The sequence below is a fragment of the Acinetobacter courvalinii genome (assembly GCF_014635545.1).
Classification (GTDB): Bacteria; Pseudomonadota; Gammaproteobacteria; order Pseudomonadales; family Moraxellaceae; genus Acinetobacter; species Acinetobacter courvalinii.
Genome location: NZ_BMDA01000007.1, coordinates 113410 through 132855, shown reverse-complemented (window position 1 = coordinate 132855; position 19446 = coordinate 113410). Strand labels below are relative to the sequence as shown.

Here is a 19446-nt window from a genome sequence, read left to right as displayed (position 1 = left end):
CACAGTTCCCCTGCTACAGATTCCAGTTCAGATAAGACAGCCACCGCTTTTTCACGTAAAATACCGACTAATTTATAATTAGGATTTGCGCAATGCCACCTTTTGTCTTGGTTGACGGGTCTTATTTCTTGTTTCGTGCTTTTCACGCTTTACCGCCATTAACGACGTCTACTGGCTTACATACCAATGCAATACGTGGTGCAATTTCAGCAATCCAGAAATTGATGCGTCGTACCCAACCGACTCATATGGCAGTGATTTTCGATACGCCAGAACCGACTTTCCGCCATAAGTTATCACCGATCTATAAAGGTGATCGACCAAGTATGCCTGAGGAGTTGTCTCAGCAAATTCCTTATTTACATGCTTTAATCAGAGCACAGGGTATTCCGTTGTATAGCCTTCCAGGGGCGGAAGCGGATGATATCATTGGCACACTCACCAAACGTGCGCTTTCGGAAGGTCACCATGTCCTGATTTCCACCGGTGACAAGGACATGGCGCAGCTGGTCAATGAACACGTCAAACTGGAAGATAGCTTCAAAGAACGTGTTTTAGATGAAGCGGGTGTTTTCGAGAAATTTGGGGTTCATCCAAATCAGATCATCGATTACCTAACCCTGATGGGCGATGCGTCTGACGGCATCATGGGGGTGCCGGGTGTGGGTGCCAAAACAGCGGCCAAGTTGTTAAATGAATACGGCACATTAAGCAATATCATTGCCAATGCCGATCAATTGAAAGGCAAAATTAGCCAGAACATTAAAGATAATCTAGACAACATCAAGATTGACCATCAATTGGCAAGTATTGTTTGTGATCTTGATCTGGCTTTAGATTGGCATGACCTGAAACTCACCAATCCAAATGTAGATCAGTTACGTCACCTGTATACCGAGCTTGAATTCCGTAACCAGTTACAGTCGCTGGATCATCCCAATAATCCGAATAGCCCTGCTTATCAACAGGCTGCACAAAGTATTACCAAAGCAGAACAAAAAACTGAGCAAGTGGTGATTGAAGATCATGCCAGTCTGTCGAGTCAGGATGATCAACTGGGTACAGCGACCTACCATACCGTGCTGAGCCAGCAGGATTGGGGTGCATTATTGCAACGTATGCAGCAAGCAGATCATTTTGCGATTGATACTGAAACTACCAATCTGGACTACCGCTTTGCTGAGCTAGTCGGGTTCTCGGTCGCCTTTGATGCCAATGATGCGTACTATGTTCCGGTTGCCCATGATTATGAAGGTGCACCAGAACAACTGAATCGTGAACAGCTTCTGGCCCAGATCAAACCGATTCTTGAAAATGAACAGGTCAAGAAAATTGGTCATCATCTAAAATATGATGCCCACATCTTTGCCAATCACGGTATTACCATTCAAGGCTGGTATTTCGATACCATGCTGGCGTCTTATGTATTGAATGCGGCAGCAACCAGACATGGCATGGATGATGTTGCACGTCTTTATCTCAGTCATTTGACTACGACTTTTGAGCAGATCGCAGGTAAAGGCGCCAAACAGAAAACCTTTAACCAGATTGAGCTTGAAGTGGCAGCGCATTATGCCGCTGAAGATGCGCATGTGACCTATCGTTTATACGAAGTGCTTGCAGCAAAACTGAAAGACCATCCGGAACTGGTCAATATCCTGCATAACATTGAAATGCCTGTTGCGCGCGTGCTCACGGGTATGGAAGAAGATGGGATTAAACTGGATCATGCTTTCCTTGATCAACTCAGCGTAGAGTTTTCCGAAACCATTCAGACTCTTGAAGCACAGGCAGCCGAACTCGCAGGTGAAGCCTTTAATGTCGCATCTCCAAAACAGGTCGGTGAAGTGCTGTTTGAAAAGCTTGGACTTAAAGGTGGCAAGAAGACGGCAACCGGTCAATACAGCACCAGTGAAAGTATTCTTGAGAAAATTGAACATCCATTGGCTGAAGTGATTTTAGAACATCGCGGTTTGGCGAAACTCAAAAATACCTATACCGATCGCCTGATTGTGCAGTCAAATGATGCAACCCACCGTGTGCATACCAGCTATCACCAAGCTTTAACCGCGACAGGTCGTTTGTCTTCAACCGATCCAAACCTGCAAAACATTCCAATCCGTACTCCGATTGGCCGTCAGATCCGTAAAGCCTTTATTGCACCTGAAGGTCGCGTGTTACTCGCTGCCGATTATTCGCAAATCGAATTACGTTTGATGGCGCATTTCTCACAAGATGATGCGTTGGTGCATGCTTTCCAGCAAGGTCAGGACGTACACCGCCGTACCGCTTCCGAAGTACTAGGTATTGCTATTGAAGATGTCACCAATGACCAACGTCGTCAGGCCAAAGCGGTCAACTTCGGTCTGCTCTATGGGATGTCTGAATTCGGTTTAACCCGTCAGCTTGGCTTTAGCCGTGAAGAATCGCGTAGCTATATCGCGCGTTACTTCCAACGCTACCCTGGGGTACTGGATTATATGGAACGTACCCGCCAGATCGCACGTGAGCAAGGCTTTGTGGAAACCATTTTAGGTCGACGTTTGTATACGCCTGACATTATGGCGAGCAACAAAATGATCAAACAGGCAGCTGAACGTGCAGCAATCAATGCCCCGTTACAAGGCAGTGCGGCAGATATTATTAAGCTGGCCATGATCGCCGTCGATAAAATGCTACCCAAAGATCAGGCCAAACTGTTATTACAGGTCCACGATGAACTTGTATTTGAAGCAGATGTGGCAATCGCCGATGAACTTTCCAAACGAATTGCGGAAGTGATGCAATCGGTACTAGAGATTTCAGTGCCATTTGTGGTGGAAGTCGGACAGGGTCTAAACTGGGATGCTGCGCATTAAACTAGCCTGATTACACAAAAACAAAATGTTTCTTGCAGACAGGGGATAAACTCCCCTGCGCTACAAGAACACAATAATAAAGAATAGCCGATAACAATTAATTCGTATAGGAGAAAGGAATGCAACATGTCCTTTAATCAAGTCCAATTCAAGCGTTTTCACTCTATTGATTCATTACGCTGTATTTCAATCTTTCTGGTGTTACTGCATCACTTCAATATTCCTTACAAACTATTTGATACTTCCATTAACTTTCAGGTTTTTGGCGAAAACATCACCACGCTTTTAGCCCGCAATGGTAACTACGGCGTCACTATGTTTTTCGTGATCTCGGGCTATCTCATCACCTCCCATACCATCAAGCGTTGGGGAGCATTGCAGCAGATCAATACCCGGGATTTTTATATATCACGATTTGCACGCATCATGCCGACCCTGATTCTGCTGATTTGTGTGGTCAATCTTCTCGGTGCATTTGAGCTCAAGCCTTTTATGACGCAAGCCCCAAATGGCATCGTGGTGGCTCAATCCACCGTCAATCTGGCAGCACTGACCTTCTGGATGAATCTGCTGATTATCGAAAATGGCTGGGTCAACTATGCGCTTGGCGTGTTATGGTCATTATCTGTGGAAGAAGTCTTTTATTTGCTGTTTCCGCTGACCGCGCTGCTGTTTAAGAGAAAACCCTACTTTCTATTGGTGTGTTTCACCTTAATTCTATTTGCACCCTATTTTAGATCTTTGCACTATGGTGAAGAAAGTGGTGCTTACCTATACCATTATTTTTCAAGCTTTGACGGGATTGCTTTTGGCTGTATTGCGGCACTGATTGCACCGCAACTGAAACTACAAGCCCGCACTTGGTCAGGCCTGAAATATATGGCGATTGCGACCATGTTTATCATCTACTTTTCTGCCCCGATTAAACAAAACTGTGTTTGGGGAATCAGTCTATTTGCACTGGCAACAGCAATCGTCATTCTTGCGAATGTCGTAAATGAGCAGGTTATACAGGTCCAGCGCTTGAAGTGGCTGCAAGAGATTGGTAAGAACAGTTATGAAATTTATTTATTCCATCTGATTATTTTAGGTTTTTTCAAACTGTTTTATACACCGGCACTGACCGAGGGTAATATTAAACTGGTGTTATTATTGCTCTATCTTATTCTCGCCATTGGATTAGGTGCCTTGATTGCACGCTACTTTTCCAATCCCTTAAACCGGGCCATACGACAACGCTTGATCAAGAAATAAAAAATGGGCATGATGCCCATTTTTTATTGAATCAAACTCGCTTAAAGGCCCGTTAACAGGACTTTAGCTGCTTCATTCATCAGGATTTCGGCTACATACAGTGCCAGAAATGCCAGAATTGGAGAAAGGTCAATCATCCCCATATTCGGCATGATACGACGGAAAGGTGCAAGTAAAGGCTCAGCCAGCTCCTGAATCACTTCGATATATGGCGAGCGTGACTGGGTAAACATCACCACCCAACTTAAAATAATGGTGGCAAAAATCAAATAACGACAGAAACGGATCAGGTCCTGAATCATGGTCACAAAGGTGGTCACCACCAGATACACGGCGCTGTGTGGCATCTGCCCTGATAAATACATCAGGCCGAACATTTTCAGTAAATATAGCACCAGCAACAAAGCTACTGCCGCTAAATTGACACGACCTTTACCTACTGTTGGAAAAATACGACTAAAAATATCTACAATCTTGGTTGCTTTCACTGTCGAAAGCACCACCGGATTGTATGGACTCACTGCCGCCAATTGCATTAAAAAACGGAAAAAGACCAATAAAATTGCAACATTGATCAAAACACCAAAAATTAGCGCAGAACTTGCACCCATAATTGTCTTATCCTACTTAAACCGATTTAGTCTTGTCACTCAGCTCTTGCGCAAGCTCTTGGCTACGCTTTTGAGCTGCTGCAAGCGCTGCTTGAATATTTTGTGAAATCTGGGCACGGTCAAACACCTCTAAAGCTGCTTGGGTTGTGCCGTTGGGAGAGGTCACATTTTTACGTAATTCTGCGGGAGAATTTGAACTGGTAATTGCCATTTGTGCCGCACCTAATGCGGTTTGCAAGGTTAATGCAGTTGCAACCTTTTCATCCAGTCCCAGATTTTTACCAGCGCGAATCATGCTTTCCATCAAATAGAAGAAATATGCAGGACCAGAACCCGATACTGCAGTTACTGCATCAATCTGTGCTTCATTTTCTACCCAGAGGGTCAAACCTGTCGCTGCAAGAATCTGACTGGTCAATTCACGGTCTTGAGCATCAACTGCTGCAGGCGCATAAATCCCATGGGCACCCGTCTGCACCAGCGCTGGCGTATTCGGCATAACACGGACAATACGCTGACTGCCACCGATCAAATCTGAAATGGTCTGAATTTCAGCCCCTGCAATAATCGAGATTACCAGTTTATCTGACAATAGGCCCTTTAATGGTTGTAATACCGTTGCCAGTACCTGCGGCTTTACCGCCAACACCACGACATCGGCATGCTTGATTGCGTCAACATTCTCAGTCGTGGTCTGAATTCCTTTTTCTTCTAATACGTGACGAATTTGCTCTACAGGATCAGAAACGGTAATGCGTGTGGTGGGTAATCCACGAGAAAGTAAGCCACCAATCAAGGCCTGGGCCATATTACCACCGCCAATAAAACAAATATTTTTATTCAATGCTGTCGCCATGTCCTACTCGTCATATCAAAAAGACTGCTGAAAACTACAGTCAGAAATTAAACTTGGTTGCCAACCACCTTGCTCTACATACTCAGATTGCGCCAACCAAAAACCTTTTGGGCTAAAAACCCCAAGCATAACATTATCCACGACTAATATTTGAATTGTATGACGTAACCAAGGCAAAATCTGTGCTTCCTGAATGGCTTTTTTCAGAGGCCAATGTCCAACACGGCCATACAGATGGATTTTTTCTCCACCCTGACGTTTAAGTAAGCTCAACTCCCGCCCTAACAGTTGTGCAGAAAGCCCTATTGCCTGCGATTCGATTTTAAATTGCCCTGCTGCGACCTCGACAGTTTGCCCAATTGCATAGTGTTGTAGTACGACATTGGCAACCGACATCTGCTGTTGTGCATACAGCTCATCATGGCTTAAACGATATAATTTTTTCTGATAGCGCACATAATAATACGGGTGAATATGCAAGCTTGCCTGCGCATCCGCTTTGGCCAGAATGACCTCATTTTGCAGGCGCTGTACCATAGCGTAACTTGGACGATATTGATCTGTGCCTTTAATCCAGGCAGATAAAAGCTGCCGTTGCCGCGCAGTTGAGAGCTGAGCCAGTTGGGTTAAATCCAGTTCACGATCTGTTGCGCAATCTTGCCAGTCTTGTTGCAACACATCATTAAGGATTTCCGCTGCATCTTGCATCAGATAACTGCTGCGTGCCACAGCCGACTGCATTTTAGGGAAACGCTGTTCGAGCATCGGCCATAATTGTTCCCGACACCATGCCCGATCATAATGGGTATCGTGATTGGTAGGATCGGTAACATAGTCCAAGGCCAGTTGTTGTGACCACTGCTCAATCTGTTCCCGACTCAGATCTAAAAAGGGTCGCCAGATGGTCATATCCTGACGGATATCAAGCTGTTGCATGGCAGCTAGCCCAGTGACTCCCGCCCCAGAAAATAGACGCAACAAGAACGTTTCAGCCTGATCTTGCTGATGATGGGCTAAAACAAGAATTTCGTTGGACTGTAAGTGCTGCTGATAAGCTTGATAACGGGCCTGTCGCGCTTGCTGCTCGAGATTGCCAGTTTCAACCGTGACTTTTTGCAGAATAACCGGAATATTAAGTGCTTCAGCTTGTTGTTGGACGAACATTCCCCAGCCAGCACTTAACGTTTGCAGCTGGTGATCAACATAAATGGCGCGAATTCGATTTGGGAAAAGTTCAGCCATCAGATACAGCAACAGCATGGAATCCATGCCGCCGCTACACCCGATCAGGAATCGGGTTTGTTCAGAAAAATGCTGTGTTTGTGCTAAGACGCGATGCCTAAATTGCTGCTGCCAAACTTCATTAAACGTTGATAACGTGCGTCGCATCGTTCCTGGGCATCCATCGGTTGCAATTCATCTAGTGCTTGTTTTAACACATCTTTCAAATCATGCATGACTTTTTCAGGTTGCAAATGTGCACCCTCACCTTCATCCACCACATATTCCACAATACCCAAAGCTTTGAGCTTGTCTGCGGTTAAAGCCAGTGCCTCACTTGCTTGCGCCGCTTTGTCAGCAGTTTTCCACAAAATAGAGGCACAACCTTCTGGTGAAATCACGGAATAAATACTGTGCGACAGCATAATCACACGATCAGCCACACCAATACCCAAGGCACCACCTGAACCGCCTTCACCTAGTACAGTGGCAATGACAGGAACTTTCAAGCTTGAAAGTTGCGCCAAGCTGGTTGCAATCGCTTCAGCCTGACCACGTTCTTCTGCCCCTACACCCGGATAAGCACCCATGGTATCCACAAAAGTAAAGACAGGTAAATTGAAACGCTCAGCCATATCCAGTAAACGCTGTGATTTACGATAGCCTTCCGGGTTACACATCCCGAAGTTGTGCTGTAACTTTTCACGGGTACTGCGACCACGATGTTGACCCACCACCATCACGGGCTGTCCGTCAAAACGTGCCAGACCACCAATCATGGCACCGTCATCACCAAATAAACGGTCACCATGAAGTGCATCAAATTCAGTAAAGATTTCACTGACATAATCTAGAAATTGCGGACGTTCAGGATGTCGTGCAATTTGAACCGTAGCCCAAGCCTTGGACTGAGTCGCTTTATTTTTCATAAGTCAAGAATGGTCCATAATAATATGGTTAATCAACAAATTTGTCTGACTGAATATTTAACTCAATGTCCCAATGCTTAAACTGCACTTGTTCATCATGCAGGTCAGCAACCAATAAAGGCCATTGTTTAGCATCGCCAGATACGCTTAGTTGCCATTGTTGATCATTTACAACACTGAGTTCAATGGCAGGAAGCATCTGATCACTGCGACTATGGTTTAGCAAAACCGCCAGACGCAGTAATAAACAGAGATCAAGTAAATGACTGCCACCGACCTTTAAAACGTCATTTTTTGCATCCGCACGCAACTTGCGACGATGATGTGAAACCAGATGAGACAAATGGTTTTGATCAATTTGCGAGAAACCCGGGATGTCGGAATGCTGCAATAAATAAGCACCATGCCGATGATAACCGCCATGACTAATCGCCAGACCAATTTCATGCAAATAAGCGGCACGACGCAGTAAGTCACTGTCTTCTGTAGTTAAATTCAGCGCTTGTGCTACGCCATCAAACAATTGCTGAGCCGTATTAACGACACGCTCAGCCTGCTTCGGATCGGCATTGTAACGCCCCATCAAGGCTTGCACACTACGGTCACGAATGTCTTCATGTTTGAAACGTCCAAGTAAGTCATACATGACCCCTTCACGTAACGCACCGTCAGAATATGCCAATTTATCGATATCTAAAACTTCAAAAATGGCGAATAAAATTGCAAGACCAGCTGGCAAAACTGCTCGACGATCTTCACGCAGACCTTCAAAATCAATTTCAGAGATATGTTTAAATTTCAGTAACCGGTCTTTTAACTTATACAGGCCATCACGGGTCAGGTTTTCCTGTTCGTCGCTCAGCCCAAGATTGACTGCAATCTGACGACAGGCCTTGATCGTTCCACTTGAACCAACAACCGTATCCCAACCGACAGATTTGTAGGTATTGGCAATGCCTGACATCTCTTTACGCGCCGCAACAACCGCCTTGTCAAATGCCTTGTTGGTAATCTCGCCGTCAGCGAAATAGGTTTTGCTATAGGCCACACATCCCATCTGTAAAGATTCGGTATGCAGTGGCTCAAACTCTTCGCCGATAATAAATTCTGTTGATCCACCACCAATATCCACCACCAGACGGCGACCGCCATTGGCCATGGTATGCGAAACACCCAGATAAATCAGGCGTGCTTCTTCACGACCGGCAATGATTTCAATGGGTTTGGGTAAAATTTCAGCTGCTTTCTGAATAAACTCATGACCATTCTTTGCCTGTCTCAAGGCATTGGTCGCCACAATTCTTAAACGATTCGGTTGTACCGAACTCAAACGTCCGACAAAACGGGCTAGACATGCCAGTCCGCGCTGTTGTGCTGCTTCTGTTAAATTCTTGTTTTCATCCAGTCCGGCGGCTAACTGAACTTTTTCTGACATTGAAGCGACTTTTTTAACCTCGCCATGATCAACACGAGCAATCGCTAGATGGAAACTGTTCGATCCCATATCAATCGCAGCAAGTAATTCTTCATCAATCAGAAAATCAGACATTATTCATATAAACCCATGCTCAATTCACGCATTAGAGTAATTCACATGCTTACAATTTTAAAGTCATTTTCATCAATAAAAGTGAGCTATTTATGCTTTTCATGCCTAAATCATTGTAGAAGTCGATGATCAACATCGTGAGCATCCATTAGACTTTTCATTTTCAAACTTGAATAATCGGAACAAACCCTTACATTGAATAAAGCGGCAATGTAATATTCATCGTGATGATGTTTAAATTCGCACTTTATTTCTTAAATTTGGAGCAACCTTATGTCTGCGACTATTGTTAATACTACTGATGAAAACTTCCAAGCAGATGTTTTAGATGCTGAAACGCCTGTACTTGTAGATTTCTGGGCTGGCTGGTGTGCACCATGTAAAGCAATTGCCCCTGTCCTTGAAGAACTTTCAAACGAATACGCGGGTAAAGTGAAAATCGTTAAAGTTGATGTAACTTCATGCGAAGACACTGCGGTGAAATATAATATCCGTAATATTCCAGCATTATTGATGTTTAAAGATGGTGAAGTTGTTGCTCAACAGGTTGGCGCAGCACCACGTTCAAAACTTGCAGCATTTATTGACCAAAACATCTAATAAGACTGTTGAATTGTCAGTACTGGAAATACACGCTCAGTTGAATCGTGTATTTCCAGTTAAAAATTGACAAATCCCCTGATTTCATCTATATTTCTGGATCAAGAAGCTTTGAATGGAATCTACTTCATTGCGCTTCTTACAAGACACAAAACATAAGATCGCCGCTCGGCAATAAACAATTGTTTTCACATTTCTCTCTGAAACAATGAACCAGACTACTGAATTGTGGTTGTGTAAATACAATTACATCAGCATGTATGTATGCGGTCGATTTTTATTCTTTCCCTAACGTAGTCCTCCACTTATTCCATTCTGTCTGACCACTTATGAACTTAACTGAACTCAAGAAAAAACCCATTGGCGAACTCATTAAGATTGCGGAGTTTATGGGCCTTGAAGGCATGGCACGTAACCGTAAACAAGATATTATTTTTGCCATTTTAAAGCGCCATGCCATGAATGGCGAAGAAATCTTTGGTGATGGTGTTCTCGAAATTCTTTCTGATGGTTTTGGCTTCCTACGCTCTGCGGCTGGTTCATATTTAGCTGGACCAGATGACATCTATGTCAGTCCATCACAAATCCGTCGCTTTAACTTACGTACTGGTGACACCATTACCGGTACAATTCGTCCACCGAAAGAAGGTGAACGTTATTTTGCCCTATTAAAAGTTAACCAGATTAACTACGACACCCCTGAAAACTCACGTAATAAAATTTTATTTGAAAACTTAACCCCACTTTTCCCGACCGAACAACTGATTATGGAACTCGGGAATGGTACAACTGAAGACTTAACTGCACGTGTAGTCGATCTGGTTGCGCCTATTGGTAAAGGTCAACGTTCAATCATTGTGGCACCGCCGAAAGCGGGTAAAACAATGTTATTGCAAAATATCGCGCAATCCATTGTCCGTAACAATCCGGAAGTGTTCTTGATCGTGCTTCTGATTGACGAACGTCCGGAAGAAGTGACCGAGATGGAACGTACCGTTCGTGGTGAAGTTGTGGCATCAACCTTCGATGAAGCCCCTGCCCGCCATGTGCAAGTTGCCGAAATGGTGATTGAAAAGGCCAAGCGTCTGGTTGAGCACAAGAAAGATGTGGTGATTCTGCTCGATTCGATTACCCGTCTTGCCCGTGCCTACAACACCGTGATTCCATCATCAGGTAAGGTATTAACCGGTGGTGTGGATGCGCATGCTTTAGAACGTCCAAAACGTTTCTTTGGTGCGGCACGTAATATTGAAGAAGGTGGTTCACTTACCATTATCTCAACTGCGTTGATTGAAACCGGCAGTAAGATGGATGACGTGATCTACGAAGAATTCAAAGGTACAGGTAACCAGGAAATCACGCTTGATCGTCGTATTGCAGAGAAACGTGTATTCCCAGCAATGAACATCAAGAAATCAGGTACACGCCGTGAAGAACGCCTTATGAGCGAAGAAAATCTGCGTAAAGTCTGGATTCTGCGTAAACTCCTTCACCCAATGGATGAGCTTGCGGCCATGGAATTCTTACTGGATCGTATGAAAGAAACCAAAACCAATGATGATTTCTTCGATCAGATGAAAAGAAAAGCCTCGACCTAAAGTCGAATAAAAAGCTACCTCAATGGTAGCTTTTTTTATTTGGTTGACAAACTTACATAACATTTACATTTTTTTAAAAAAGTTACTAAAAACACTATTCTATTGATTTATTTATATATTTACAAAATAACTTATTTAATTTCCGCAACTTACCGATTTAAAATTTATAATCCATAGTTATTTTCTATCAAAAAACAGCCAAATTTTGCTCATTTTTGTCGTTTTGTTGGACAGAACAGTAGTAATTCATGAATTGCTTTGATAGGATAGCCTCAGACCAGTTAGGCTGCTCCCTGCGTTGTTACCTAAAGCGTTTAGGAATAATAAAAGCACAAACAGACTAACTTAAGGTTTTTTTTAATCTCACAATTTTATGAGAGTGATGCCATGTTATTCAAAAAATTCGCTGTTGTTGCTGCTATTGCTACTACTTTAGCTTTCGTTGGTTGCTCTAAGAAAGAAGCTCCAGCTGCTGACGCTAACGCTGCTGCTTCTGAAGCTGTAGCTGCTGCATCTGAAGCTACTACTGCTGCATCTGAAGCTACTGTTGCTGCTTCTGAAGCGACTACTGCTGCTGCTTCTGCTCCAGTTGCTGCTGCTTCTGAAGTTGCTGCTCCAGCTTCTGCTGCTAAATAATCTAGTTTTAGATTATCGAAAAAAGAGAACCTTACGGTTCTCTTTTTTTATGCCTGAATATTTAAAGTTTAAATAAAATATAAAGATAAAAAAAGCAGATCAATCGATCTGCTCATTTCCAACACGCTGTCTAAATTTTTGACCCGCTCGGAACGTGACCACACGACGGGCAGAAATCGGAATTTCTTCACCCGTCTTAGGATTACGTCCTGGACGTTCACGTTTGTCACGCAACTCAAAATTACCGAACCCAGAAAGTTTGACCTGCTCACCCGCAATCAATGCCTGGCTGATTTCGTCAAAAAATAACTCGACCATTTGTTTTGCTTCGCGGCGATTTAAGCTAGTCAGCTCACTTAAATGGTCCGCCATATCTGCTTTTGTTAATGCTGTCATGAGGCCCTCAATGTCGCTTGGTAAGTGTCTTCCAACACTTGAATAATGTTATCCATACCAGATTTAATTTCAGCATCTTCAAGCGTACGAGTTGGATGTTGCCATAACACTGCAAAAGCGAGAGAGCGTTTGCCTTGTTCAACTCCTTGCCCCGTATACACATCGAACAACCATGTCGAGTCGAGTAACTCTCCACCAGTTTGCTCAATTAACCGCTGAATATCTCTTACCTCAATATTATCAGAGATTAAAAGCGCAATATCACGTCTAACCGATGGAAAACGTGATAATTCTGTAAAATTAGATACATAAGATTGCAAAACAGCCTGCTGATCCAGTTCTGCCACCCAAGTTGTGCCCAAATCGAGTTCACTTTCCAGTGATGGATGCAAACGACCGAGATATCCAATCGATTGACCAGCGACTAAAATTTCCGCAGACTGCCCTGGATGTAACCATGCACGTTCACTACGGGCAAACTCAACAGCAATACGGCCTGCTGCCAGAATCTCTTCAACCTCACCTTTAAAGTCAAAGAAATCCATGGCCTGAGGTTTGGCGTGCCAGGATTCAGGCGTACGTGGACCAACCGCAATCAAGGCCAACGTCGGGATCTGTTTAAGATCATGAATACTTTGGGCATTCTGATAGTCAAAACGCAAACCTAACTCAAAGAAACGTACACGTGGCTGTTGACGGTTTAGGTTGTACTGTACACAAGGAATCAGGCTCGATAGCAAGGTACTGCGCATTGCAGCCAGATCACTGGAAATCGGGTTTGCCAGCATCAATGGCTGTACCGCTGGATTCAGCTGCTTTTCCAGTTTTGCATCGGCAAAGCTAAAGCTGATCGCTTCTTGATAGCCCAATGTTGCAATCGTTTGACGTAATTGCGCAATTTCAAAACGGTCTTGATATTTCTCTAACTTGACATCAATTTTTGGCAAACTGATTTGGATATTGTCATAACCGTGGATACGTACTACTTCTTCAATCAAGTCTTGATAAATTGCCATATCATAACGATGTGAAGGTGGGACCACACTCCACTCGCCTTCAGCAATTGCGGTCACCACACAGCCCAGACGCGTTAATGCATCAGCAATAAAATCACCTGCCACCTGATATCCAAGTAACTGATCGACTTGCACCTGTTGCAATACAATTGCTTCACGTTTTGGCAATAAAGCCGCTTGCTCGGCAATCGTGATCGGGCCAAACTCACCACCAGCAAAGGCCTGAATCAATTCAGAAGCACGGTGCATGGCAATCATTGGCAGTTCAAAATCAACCCCACGTTCATAACGTTGAGATGAATCGGTATGCAAGCCAAAACGACGTGCACGGCCAGCAATCGCTAACGGCGCAAAGAAAGCGCTTTCAAGGAAGATATCTTGCGTATCATCGGTTACCGATGAGTCCAGACCGCCCATGATACCGGCAATGGCCAAGGCTTTCTGATCATCAGCAATCACCATGATGTCATTTTGTAGCTCAACTTCCTGATCATTGAGCAACATCAATTTTTCTTTAGGCTGCGCTTGACGGACCTGGATTGAACCTTCGATTTTCGCCAGATCAAAAGCATGCATCGGTTGACCTAACTCAAGTAATACGTAGTTAGTAATATCCACCAGAATGCTATGCGTACGGATACCTGAACGCGCTAGTGCTTGTTCCATCCAGTCTGGTGTTGCCGCTTTGACATTGACATTTTTAACAATACGACCCAAATAACGTGGCGTACCCTCAGTCGTGATCGTCACTGCTTTTTCATCAGTGATGGTTGCAGCAACTGACTGAATTTCAGGCTCATTCATCTTTAACTGATTGATGACTGCAATTTCACGTGCAATACCACGGATACTGAAACAGTCACCACGGTTTGGGGTAATACTGATATCAATCACATTGTCATCAAGTTTTAAATATTCACGGATATTGATCCCCACTGGCGCATCAGCAGGTAATTCCAATAAACCGTCAATCTTGTCTTCTAAATCAATTTCAGAAGCACCGCATAACATGCCATGTGATTCAACACCACGCAGTTTGCCTTTTTTAATTTTAAAATCACCTGGCAATACCGCCCCAACAGTGGCAACAGGCGCTTTCATGCCCACGCGGACATTCGGTGCACCACAAACGATTTGTAATGGCTCACCTGAACCAATATTCACCGTGGTCACACGTAAACGATCTGCATCTGGATGCTGCTCAACCGTGAGTACCTCACCCACAACCACACCGGTAAAGGGTTTCGCCACAGGCGCCAACTCATCCACTTCCAGACCAAGCATGGTTAACTGATCAGATAATGTATCGCTATCAATTGCTGGATTGACCCAGCTGCGTAACCAATTTTCACTAATTTTCATTTTATTAAAAACCTATAAATCTACTTTTGTTCCCCTCTCCTTTTAGGAGAGGTTAGGGAGAGGTCCAAATCTGTCTAGGCAAACTGGCGTAAGAAACGCACATCATTTTGATAGAACATACGCAAATCATTGATGCCATAACGCAACATTGCAAAACGCTCTACCCCTAAACCAAAGGCAAAACCTTTGTATTTATCAGGATCAATGCCTGCAGCACGAAGTACATTTGGATGTACCATGCCACAACCTAAAACCTCTAACCAACGACCACGCTCATCCATGATATCCACTTCGGCACTTGGCTCTGTGAATGGGAAATAAGACGGACGGAAACGTACTTTCAAATCTTTTTCAAAGAATTCATTCAGTAAGTTAATCAACAAACCTTTTAACTCGGCAAAGCTGGTGTTCTCTGCAACATATAAACCTTCGATCTGATGGAACATCGGCGAATGGGTTTGATCCGAGTCACAACGGTAAACACGGCCTGGACACACAATACGAATCGGTGGCTGACTGGTTTCCATGGTACGAATCTGCACACCCGATGTATGGGTACGCAATAAATGTGTTGCATCGAAATAGAAGGTATCGTGCATGGCACGTGCCGGGTGATGCCCAGGAATATTTAAGGCTTCGAAGTTGTGATAGTCATCTTCAACCTCAGGACCATGCGCAACCTGGAAACCAGCTTTGGTAAAGAACTGGCAAATACGTTCCTGAACCTGAGTAACAGGGTGAATACTGCCCATGCGCTGACCGCGGCCTGGCAAGGTAATATCAATGGTTTCACTTGCCAGTTTCTTTGCAAGTTCAGCTTGTTGTAATGACTGTTGACGCTCGGTCAAAGCGCTATTGATTGCTTCACGAACAGCATGGATGGCAGCACCTTGTACTTTTCGTTCTTCAGGATCCATCTTTCCAAGTGCTTTCGACTGCTCTGCAAGCTGGCTTTTTTTCCCTGTAAATTGCACACGTACTTGGTCGAGTGCAGCAAGGTCTTGAGCCGCTGCAATGGCAGCAAGCGCTTCAGTGGTCAGGGCTTCCAGTGACATAGTAACTCTCAAAGCAACAAAATATAGAAATATAAGAAAACGCTATAGTTTATCAGCTTTTCATCCATTTTATGAAGCAAAACCCAGCTTTAAATCTTCTGTTTTTTTGTGCAGCAAGTTGAGGATAAAAGCACAGGAGAATGAAGCAGGTTGATTAATTTTTGAAAAAAATGATCAATAATTGAATAAAATGGATAAGATACTAGGGTCTATTGACATTTCAACCATGCCTTGCGTTATCGGCTAAAACGACATAAACAAGGCATGAAACGCAGACAATGGCAAACCCCTTGTCAAGTTTCATAACACAGTTTAGGGAAGTTTTAGCCATAACCTGAGCAAGATCAAAGCACTGCTTTGATCGCAGCGCAAGGACAGATGCGTTATATTACGCCGCTACTGCGTTATATCTTATTTATTTAGAATGACTAAATTACATAAGACATGCCTTGTAGCATCAAAAAAATGTCCACTGTCGCAATGAGAGCTATAGCTCGTAAGGTGAAATATCAATAAACCCTAATTCGTCAATGAGAAAGAATAACGATGGCGCTTGATCAAATCTGGAAACAGCAACTTGCCCTTGTCACCTATGGCAATGAATACCTTGCAGGAAATCTCAATTTCAGTCGCTGGATTGAACACCCGGTTTTTAATCAAAATCGTCTGATCTTCAGAGATTTACTGTCACAGCATCTACTGGCTCAACATTTCCAGATCTGGCTTGAAGGCTTAAAAAAACAAGGCGTAAAAAAGCTGAGTCTACATTTATCTAGCCTGCTCAATGATGAACAAAATCCGAATGCCAATGTTGAACTGCTTCCCTTCGCACATTTTATCGTAAGCCATCAAGCCAACAAAAAAACGGCCTGGATCTGTGGACATGAACTGGCAGAGTGGGACAATAGCGACAGTGAATTTCAAACGCCCGTCTCTCAGCAATCAACGCTACGTCAAGAAGATCTTTGGCGTTACGAGTTAAATGATAAGTTCGCCAAAAAAATCGATGCAGATCTCAAAAAAGTCAACTGGAATGAAGTTGCTATTTTTCTGGAAAGAGAATTATTTGACAGCAAATATGCGGACAACTTTATAGAACCTGAACAGCAGGACTTTCCTTTTTACGGTTATGCAGTCGATCCAGATGAGCTATCAAGTCAACAACTTGCCTTGATCCCAACCGACTATCCAGCTGACTGTGCACACCGCTTATTACACCGCACCCAAGCATTAGTGGATTATTTAGAACAGCAAAAGAAGCATCCTTACACTGCGGCTGGCGAATTGCTTAGCCCCGAAGAGCAAATTAACGTGCGCAACTTTTTGCAAAAAGCGGATGACCTATTTGCCAAATTGATTGTGAAAACTGCCAATCATTATCAAAGTGCTCAATTGACAGCGGAAGAGCCCGAAATCATCGACCGCACCATGGAAATTCCACAACGACTTAACAATACTCAGCAACATCATAAAGTTGGTGCTTCAGGTGTGATCAAATTAATTCTACTCACCCTTATCATCTGCGTGTGTGCGTATTATTTCGGCTTATAACGATAGACTAAATAAAAAAACCTAGATCACTTCATCTAGGTTTTCTATTTAATCTAAAAAGTCGGCCTGATTTTGATAACAACTTTATGCCCGCCATCATGCTGATTGACGATGTGATGGATATTTTCAATTTCGCCCTCTACTTCCGCATCAGGACCATAGAAGATCCGGATAGTTTCGCCTTTTCTAGGCAAGATACTTAATTCTGTCTCAATCGCGCCTTGTTCTAAACCTTCTACACTCACTCGCATACTTTTTATCCCGATCTTGTTTTCTTTACTGTAAAAAGATTCAGGGAGAAAAGTCTATTGCAACATGTGTGGGTTATGTAATCTTGAATTAAATCAAAAGATTGATTTAATCATCATAATCCAGCTCCTCTTCATCCACATTGATAAAATCGGGTTCAGGCGTTTGTTCAAATTGCACAGCGAGAATATCGCCATGTTTCAGTAAACTAGCTTTAGCAATACGATGCATGCCATCCATGACCCGACCTTCGGCACATAAAATAATGGGATAACTCAGATCGGTGTCTTGCACCAATTGAAAATGTTCTATGATTTGCTGTGTCGTCGGAAATTGATCTGGAAACCAATAGGCTTCGTTGAGTTCTCGAATATCAGCAAGTGCAACTTTCTTGATCACAAAAGTTTTGGTTCGCTCAACCAGATGATGTACATCCCAAATATAAGTATCTTGACCCACTTGTCTAAAGTGATATTGTCTGCGCACGTTTTAATCCATAGATAATTTCAGCTATGATGATCAACTTAACTTCTCATAAATAATAGTATTTATAAAACCATGACCGAGAATTACTGGAAGTTTATATTAGGTTTACAACATAATGCTCAACAGTTTTTTAAAGGCCTCATTTCTTATCATGCCGTTCGTCACCATTGGAGCATTCGTAATCACGATATTTTTATGGTGAGAGACTTAGATGATTGCTCACTTATTTATGACTCTATTGATGCCTTAATATTTGATCTATTCCATCAAGGTGCCTACGATTGTTCACTTTATCCTTTTACCCTACTCTTTCCTGAATTTGAAAAAATTCAATCTAAATTTTTATTTGAAATAAATAATTATCCAGTATTAGTCTTCAATCTAAGACATACCAATATCGCATTAATAAAAATAGAAAGAGAGATTGTAAAAGATATCCAACCTATAGGCGATCCTAGAGAGTTTTGGGGAACTCTATCCACCCAAGACGAGTGGAACTATATGTTGTTTAGTCTGATTCCTCTAAATTTAGAGCAAAACAAAAAAATTAGAATATTTAATAGCAGTCTGAATTGGGAAAATTTCTATAAAGAAACTCAAGAGTTTATTCGTTCTGCACCTTATCAATTTTATGGAACATATGATATTTCGTTCACAAACAACTTACATCTTTACCCCCACGAAGAAGAAGGATGTACTTTTCCATTGCTAGAAAATCCCTCCTCACAAAATAATCTTGCATTCACCCTGCTTCAACAGTTCGAAACTTTAAAAATTAATCTTCGAGGCTTTAAACATCCACGTAATGAAATGTCTGAATATCAAAGCTTTGATTTGGAAGAAATCAATAAATTTAATCTTTATGAGGAATCAGTTGGTCAACAATTTGTCCAACTTATTTGCCATACGGCTAATAGTTATCAAGCATCTTATATCTCAGTGAAAACTCAAAATGAGTTAGAAAAAGAAATGATATTAAGTAAAAAAGAATCGGGTTTGCAAGATTCATCAGTTATCGAGAATATTACTTCGCCAGAACCTGAAACTATTTCTGGTTGGCGAGCACTAACTACATTACTCATCGTCTTAGCAGTACTCTTAATAATATTATATGGGCTATTTTTATTGGTTCAGAAATATGAATTTGCTAAGTTTTTATTACTTATTACCACAATCTTGTCTGTACTTATAATAATAGGCAGGAAATAAAAAAGACCGC

17 protein-coding genes are annotated in these 19446 nt (G+C 42.8%); 7 read left to right on the top strand and 10 right to left on the bottom strand.

Features of this window, described 5'->3' with window-relative positions:
* Window positions 1-92 precede the first annotated feature (92 nt).
* Both polA and IEV39_RS17545 read left to right on the top strand, forming a co-directional pair.
* Window positions 93-2858, top strand: a complete 2766-nt coding sequence (gene polA / locus IEV39_RS17550; protein ID WP_005283455.1) for a DNA polymerase I — start codon at window positions 93-95, stop codon at window positions 2856-2858.
* Between the two features lie 126 nt (window positions 2859-2984).
* Complete coding sequence (locus IEV39_RS17545; protein WP_005283452.1) at window positions 2985-4112, top strand: acyltransferase family protein; 1128 nt, start codon at window positions 2985-2987, stop codon at window positions 4110-4112.
* Between the two features lie 41 nt (window positions 4113-4153).
* Here the strand turns inward: IEV39_RS17545 and IEV39_RS17540 are convergent, their stop codons facing one another.
* From IEV39_RS17540 to ppx, 5 genes are read right to left on the bottom strand one after another with little or no spacing between them, the layout of a single operon-like run.
* Window positions 4154-4723, bottom strand: coding sequence for a YggT family protein (locus IEV39_RS17540; RefSeq protein ID WP_005228797.1), 570 nt, complete (start codon window positions 4721-4723; stop codon window positions 4154-4156).
* 16 nt (window positions 4724-4739) lie between these two features.
* Window positions 4740-5579, bottom strand: coding sequence for a pyrroline-5-carboxylate reductase (gene proC, locus IEV39_RS17535; protein ID WP_005283449.1), 840 nt, complete (start codon window positions 5577-5579; stop codon window positions 4740-4742).
* A gap of 15 nt (window positions 5580-5594) precedes the next feature.
* Complete coding sequence (tilS, locus tag IEV39_RS17530; protein ID WP_005283446.1) at window positions 5595-6848, bottom strand: tRNA lysidine(34) synthetase TilS; 1254 nt, start codon at window positions 6846-6848, stop codon at window positions 5595-5597.
* 56 nt (window positions 6849-6904) lie between these two features.
* The gene (locus tag IEV39_RS17525; protein ID WP_005228791.1) at window positions 6905-7729 is read right to left on the bottom strand and encodes an acetyl-CoA carboxylase carboxyltransferase subunit alpha; all 825 of its coding nucleotides are present in this window, start codon (window positions 7727-7729) and stop codon (window positions 6905-6907) included.
* A gap of 28 nt (window positions 7730-7757) precedes the next feature.
* Window positions 7758-9278: an exopolyphosphatase gene (gene ppx, locus IEV39_RS17520; protein WP_005228790.1), complete on the bottom strand. Its 1521-nt coding sequence runs from the start codon at window positions 9276-9278 to the stop codon at window positions 7758-7760.
* A gap of 273 nt (window positions 9279-9551) precedes the next feature.
* On the opposite strand from ppx, the gene trxA reads away from it, so the two are divergent.
* The 3 genes from trxA (at window position 9552) to IEV39_RS17505 (ending at window position 12112) form a co-directional block, all read left to right on the top strand.
* Entirely contained in the window at window positions 9552-9878 is a 327-nt protein-coding gene (gene trxA, locus IEV39_RS17515; protein WP_004774726.1) for a thioredoxin, read from the top strand.
* Window positions 9879-10207: 329 nt separating this feature from the next.
* Window positions 10208-11476 carry a transcription termination factor Rho gene (gene rho, locus IEV39_RS17510; RefSeq protein WP_004664227.1) on the top strand — a complete coding sequence of 423 codons (1269 nt, stop codon included), beginning with the start codon at window positions 10208-10210 and terminating at the stop codon, window positions 11474-11476.
* Between the two features lie 387 nt (window positions 11477-11863).
* Window positions 11864-12112 (top strand): hypothetical protein, encoded by a 249-nt coding sequence (locus tag IEV39_RS17505; protein ID WP_005283441.1) that lies wholly within the window; start codon window positions 11864-11866, stop codon window positions 12110-12112.
* A 99-nt stretch (window positions 12113-12211) separates the two neighbouring features.
* On the opposite strand, the gene IEV39_RS17500 is transcribed toward IEV39_RS17505, so the two are convergent.
* The 3 genes from IEV39_RS17500 to pheS all read right to left on the bottom strand — a co-directional run bounded on the left by IEV39_RS17500 (window position 12212) and on the right by pheS (window position 15941).
* Window positions 12212-12508 carry an integration host factor subunit alpha gene (locus IEV39_RS17500; protein ID WP_000126166.1) on the bottom strand — a complete coding sequence of 99 codons (297 nt, stop codon included), beginning with the start codon at window positions 12506-12508 and terminating at the stop codon, window positions 12212-12214.
* Entirely contained in the window at window positions 12505-14886 is a 2382-nt protein-coding gene (gene pheT, locus IEV39_RS17495) for a phenylalanine--tRNA ligase subunit beta (RefSeq protein ID WP_005283438.1), read from the bottom strand. Before pheT ends, IEV39_RS17500 begins: the two co-directional genes overlap by 4 nt.
* Before the next feature lie 74 nt (window positions 14887-14960).
* A complete protein-coding gene (gene pheS / locus IEV39_RS17490) occupies window positions 14961-15941 on the bottom strand; it encodes a phenylalanine--tRNA ligase subunit alpha (protein ID WP_005283435.1) in 981 nt (326 codons plus the stop codon).
* Between the two features lie 546 nt (window positions 15942-16487).
* Between pheS and IEV39_RS17485 the strand changes: the two genes are divergently transcribed.
* Complete coding sequence (locus tag IEV39_RS17485) at window positions 16488-17492, top strand: hypothetical protein (RefSeq protein WP_005283431.1); 1005 nt, start codon at window positions 16488-16490, stop codon at window positions 17490-17492.
* Window positions 17493-17545: 53 nt separating this feature from the next.
* Here IEV39_RS17485 and IEV39_RS17480 read toward each other — a convergent pair whose 3' ends face one another.
* Both IEV39_RS17480 and IEV39_RS17475 read right to left on the bottom strand, forming a co-directional pair.
* On the bottom strand, window positions 17546-17743 hold the full coding sequence (locus IEV39_RS17480; RefSeq protein ID WP_005228775.1) for a hypothetical protein: 198 nt from the start codon (window positions 17741-17743) through the stop codon (window positions 17546-17548).
* 106 nt (window positions 17744-17849) lie between these two features.
* Complete coding sequence (locus IEV39_RS17475) at window positions 17850-18227, bottom strand: hypothetical protein (protein ID WP_005283429.1); 378 nt, start codon at window positions 18225-18227, stop codon at window positions 17850-17852.
* Window positions 18228-18299: 72 nt separating this feature from the next.
* On the opposite strand from IEV39_RS17475, the gene IEV39_RS17470 reads away from it, so the two are divergent.
* Entirely contained in the window at window positions 18300-19436 is a 1137-nt protein-coding gene (locus IEV39_RS17470) for a hypothetical protein (protein WP_005283426.1), read from the top strand.
* Window positions 19437-19446: the final 10 nt, after the last annotated feature.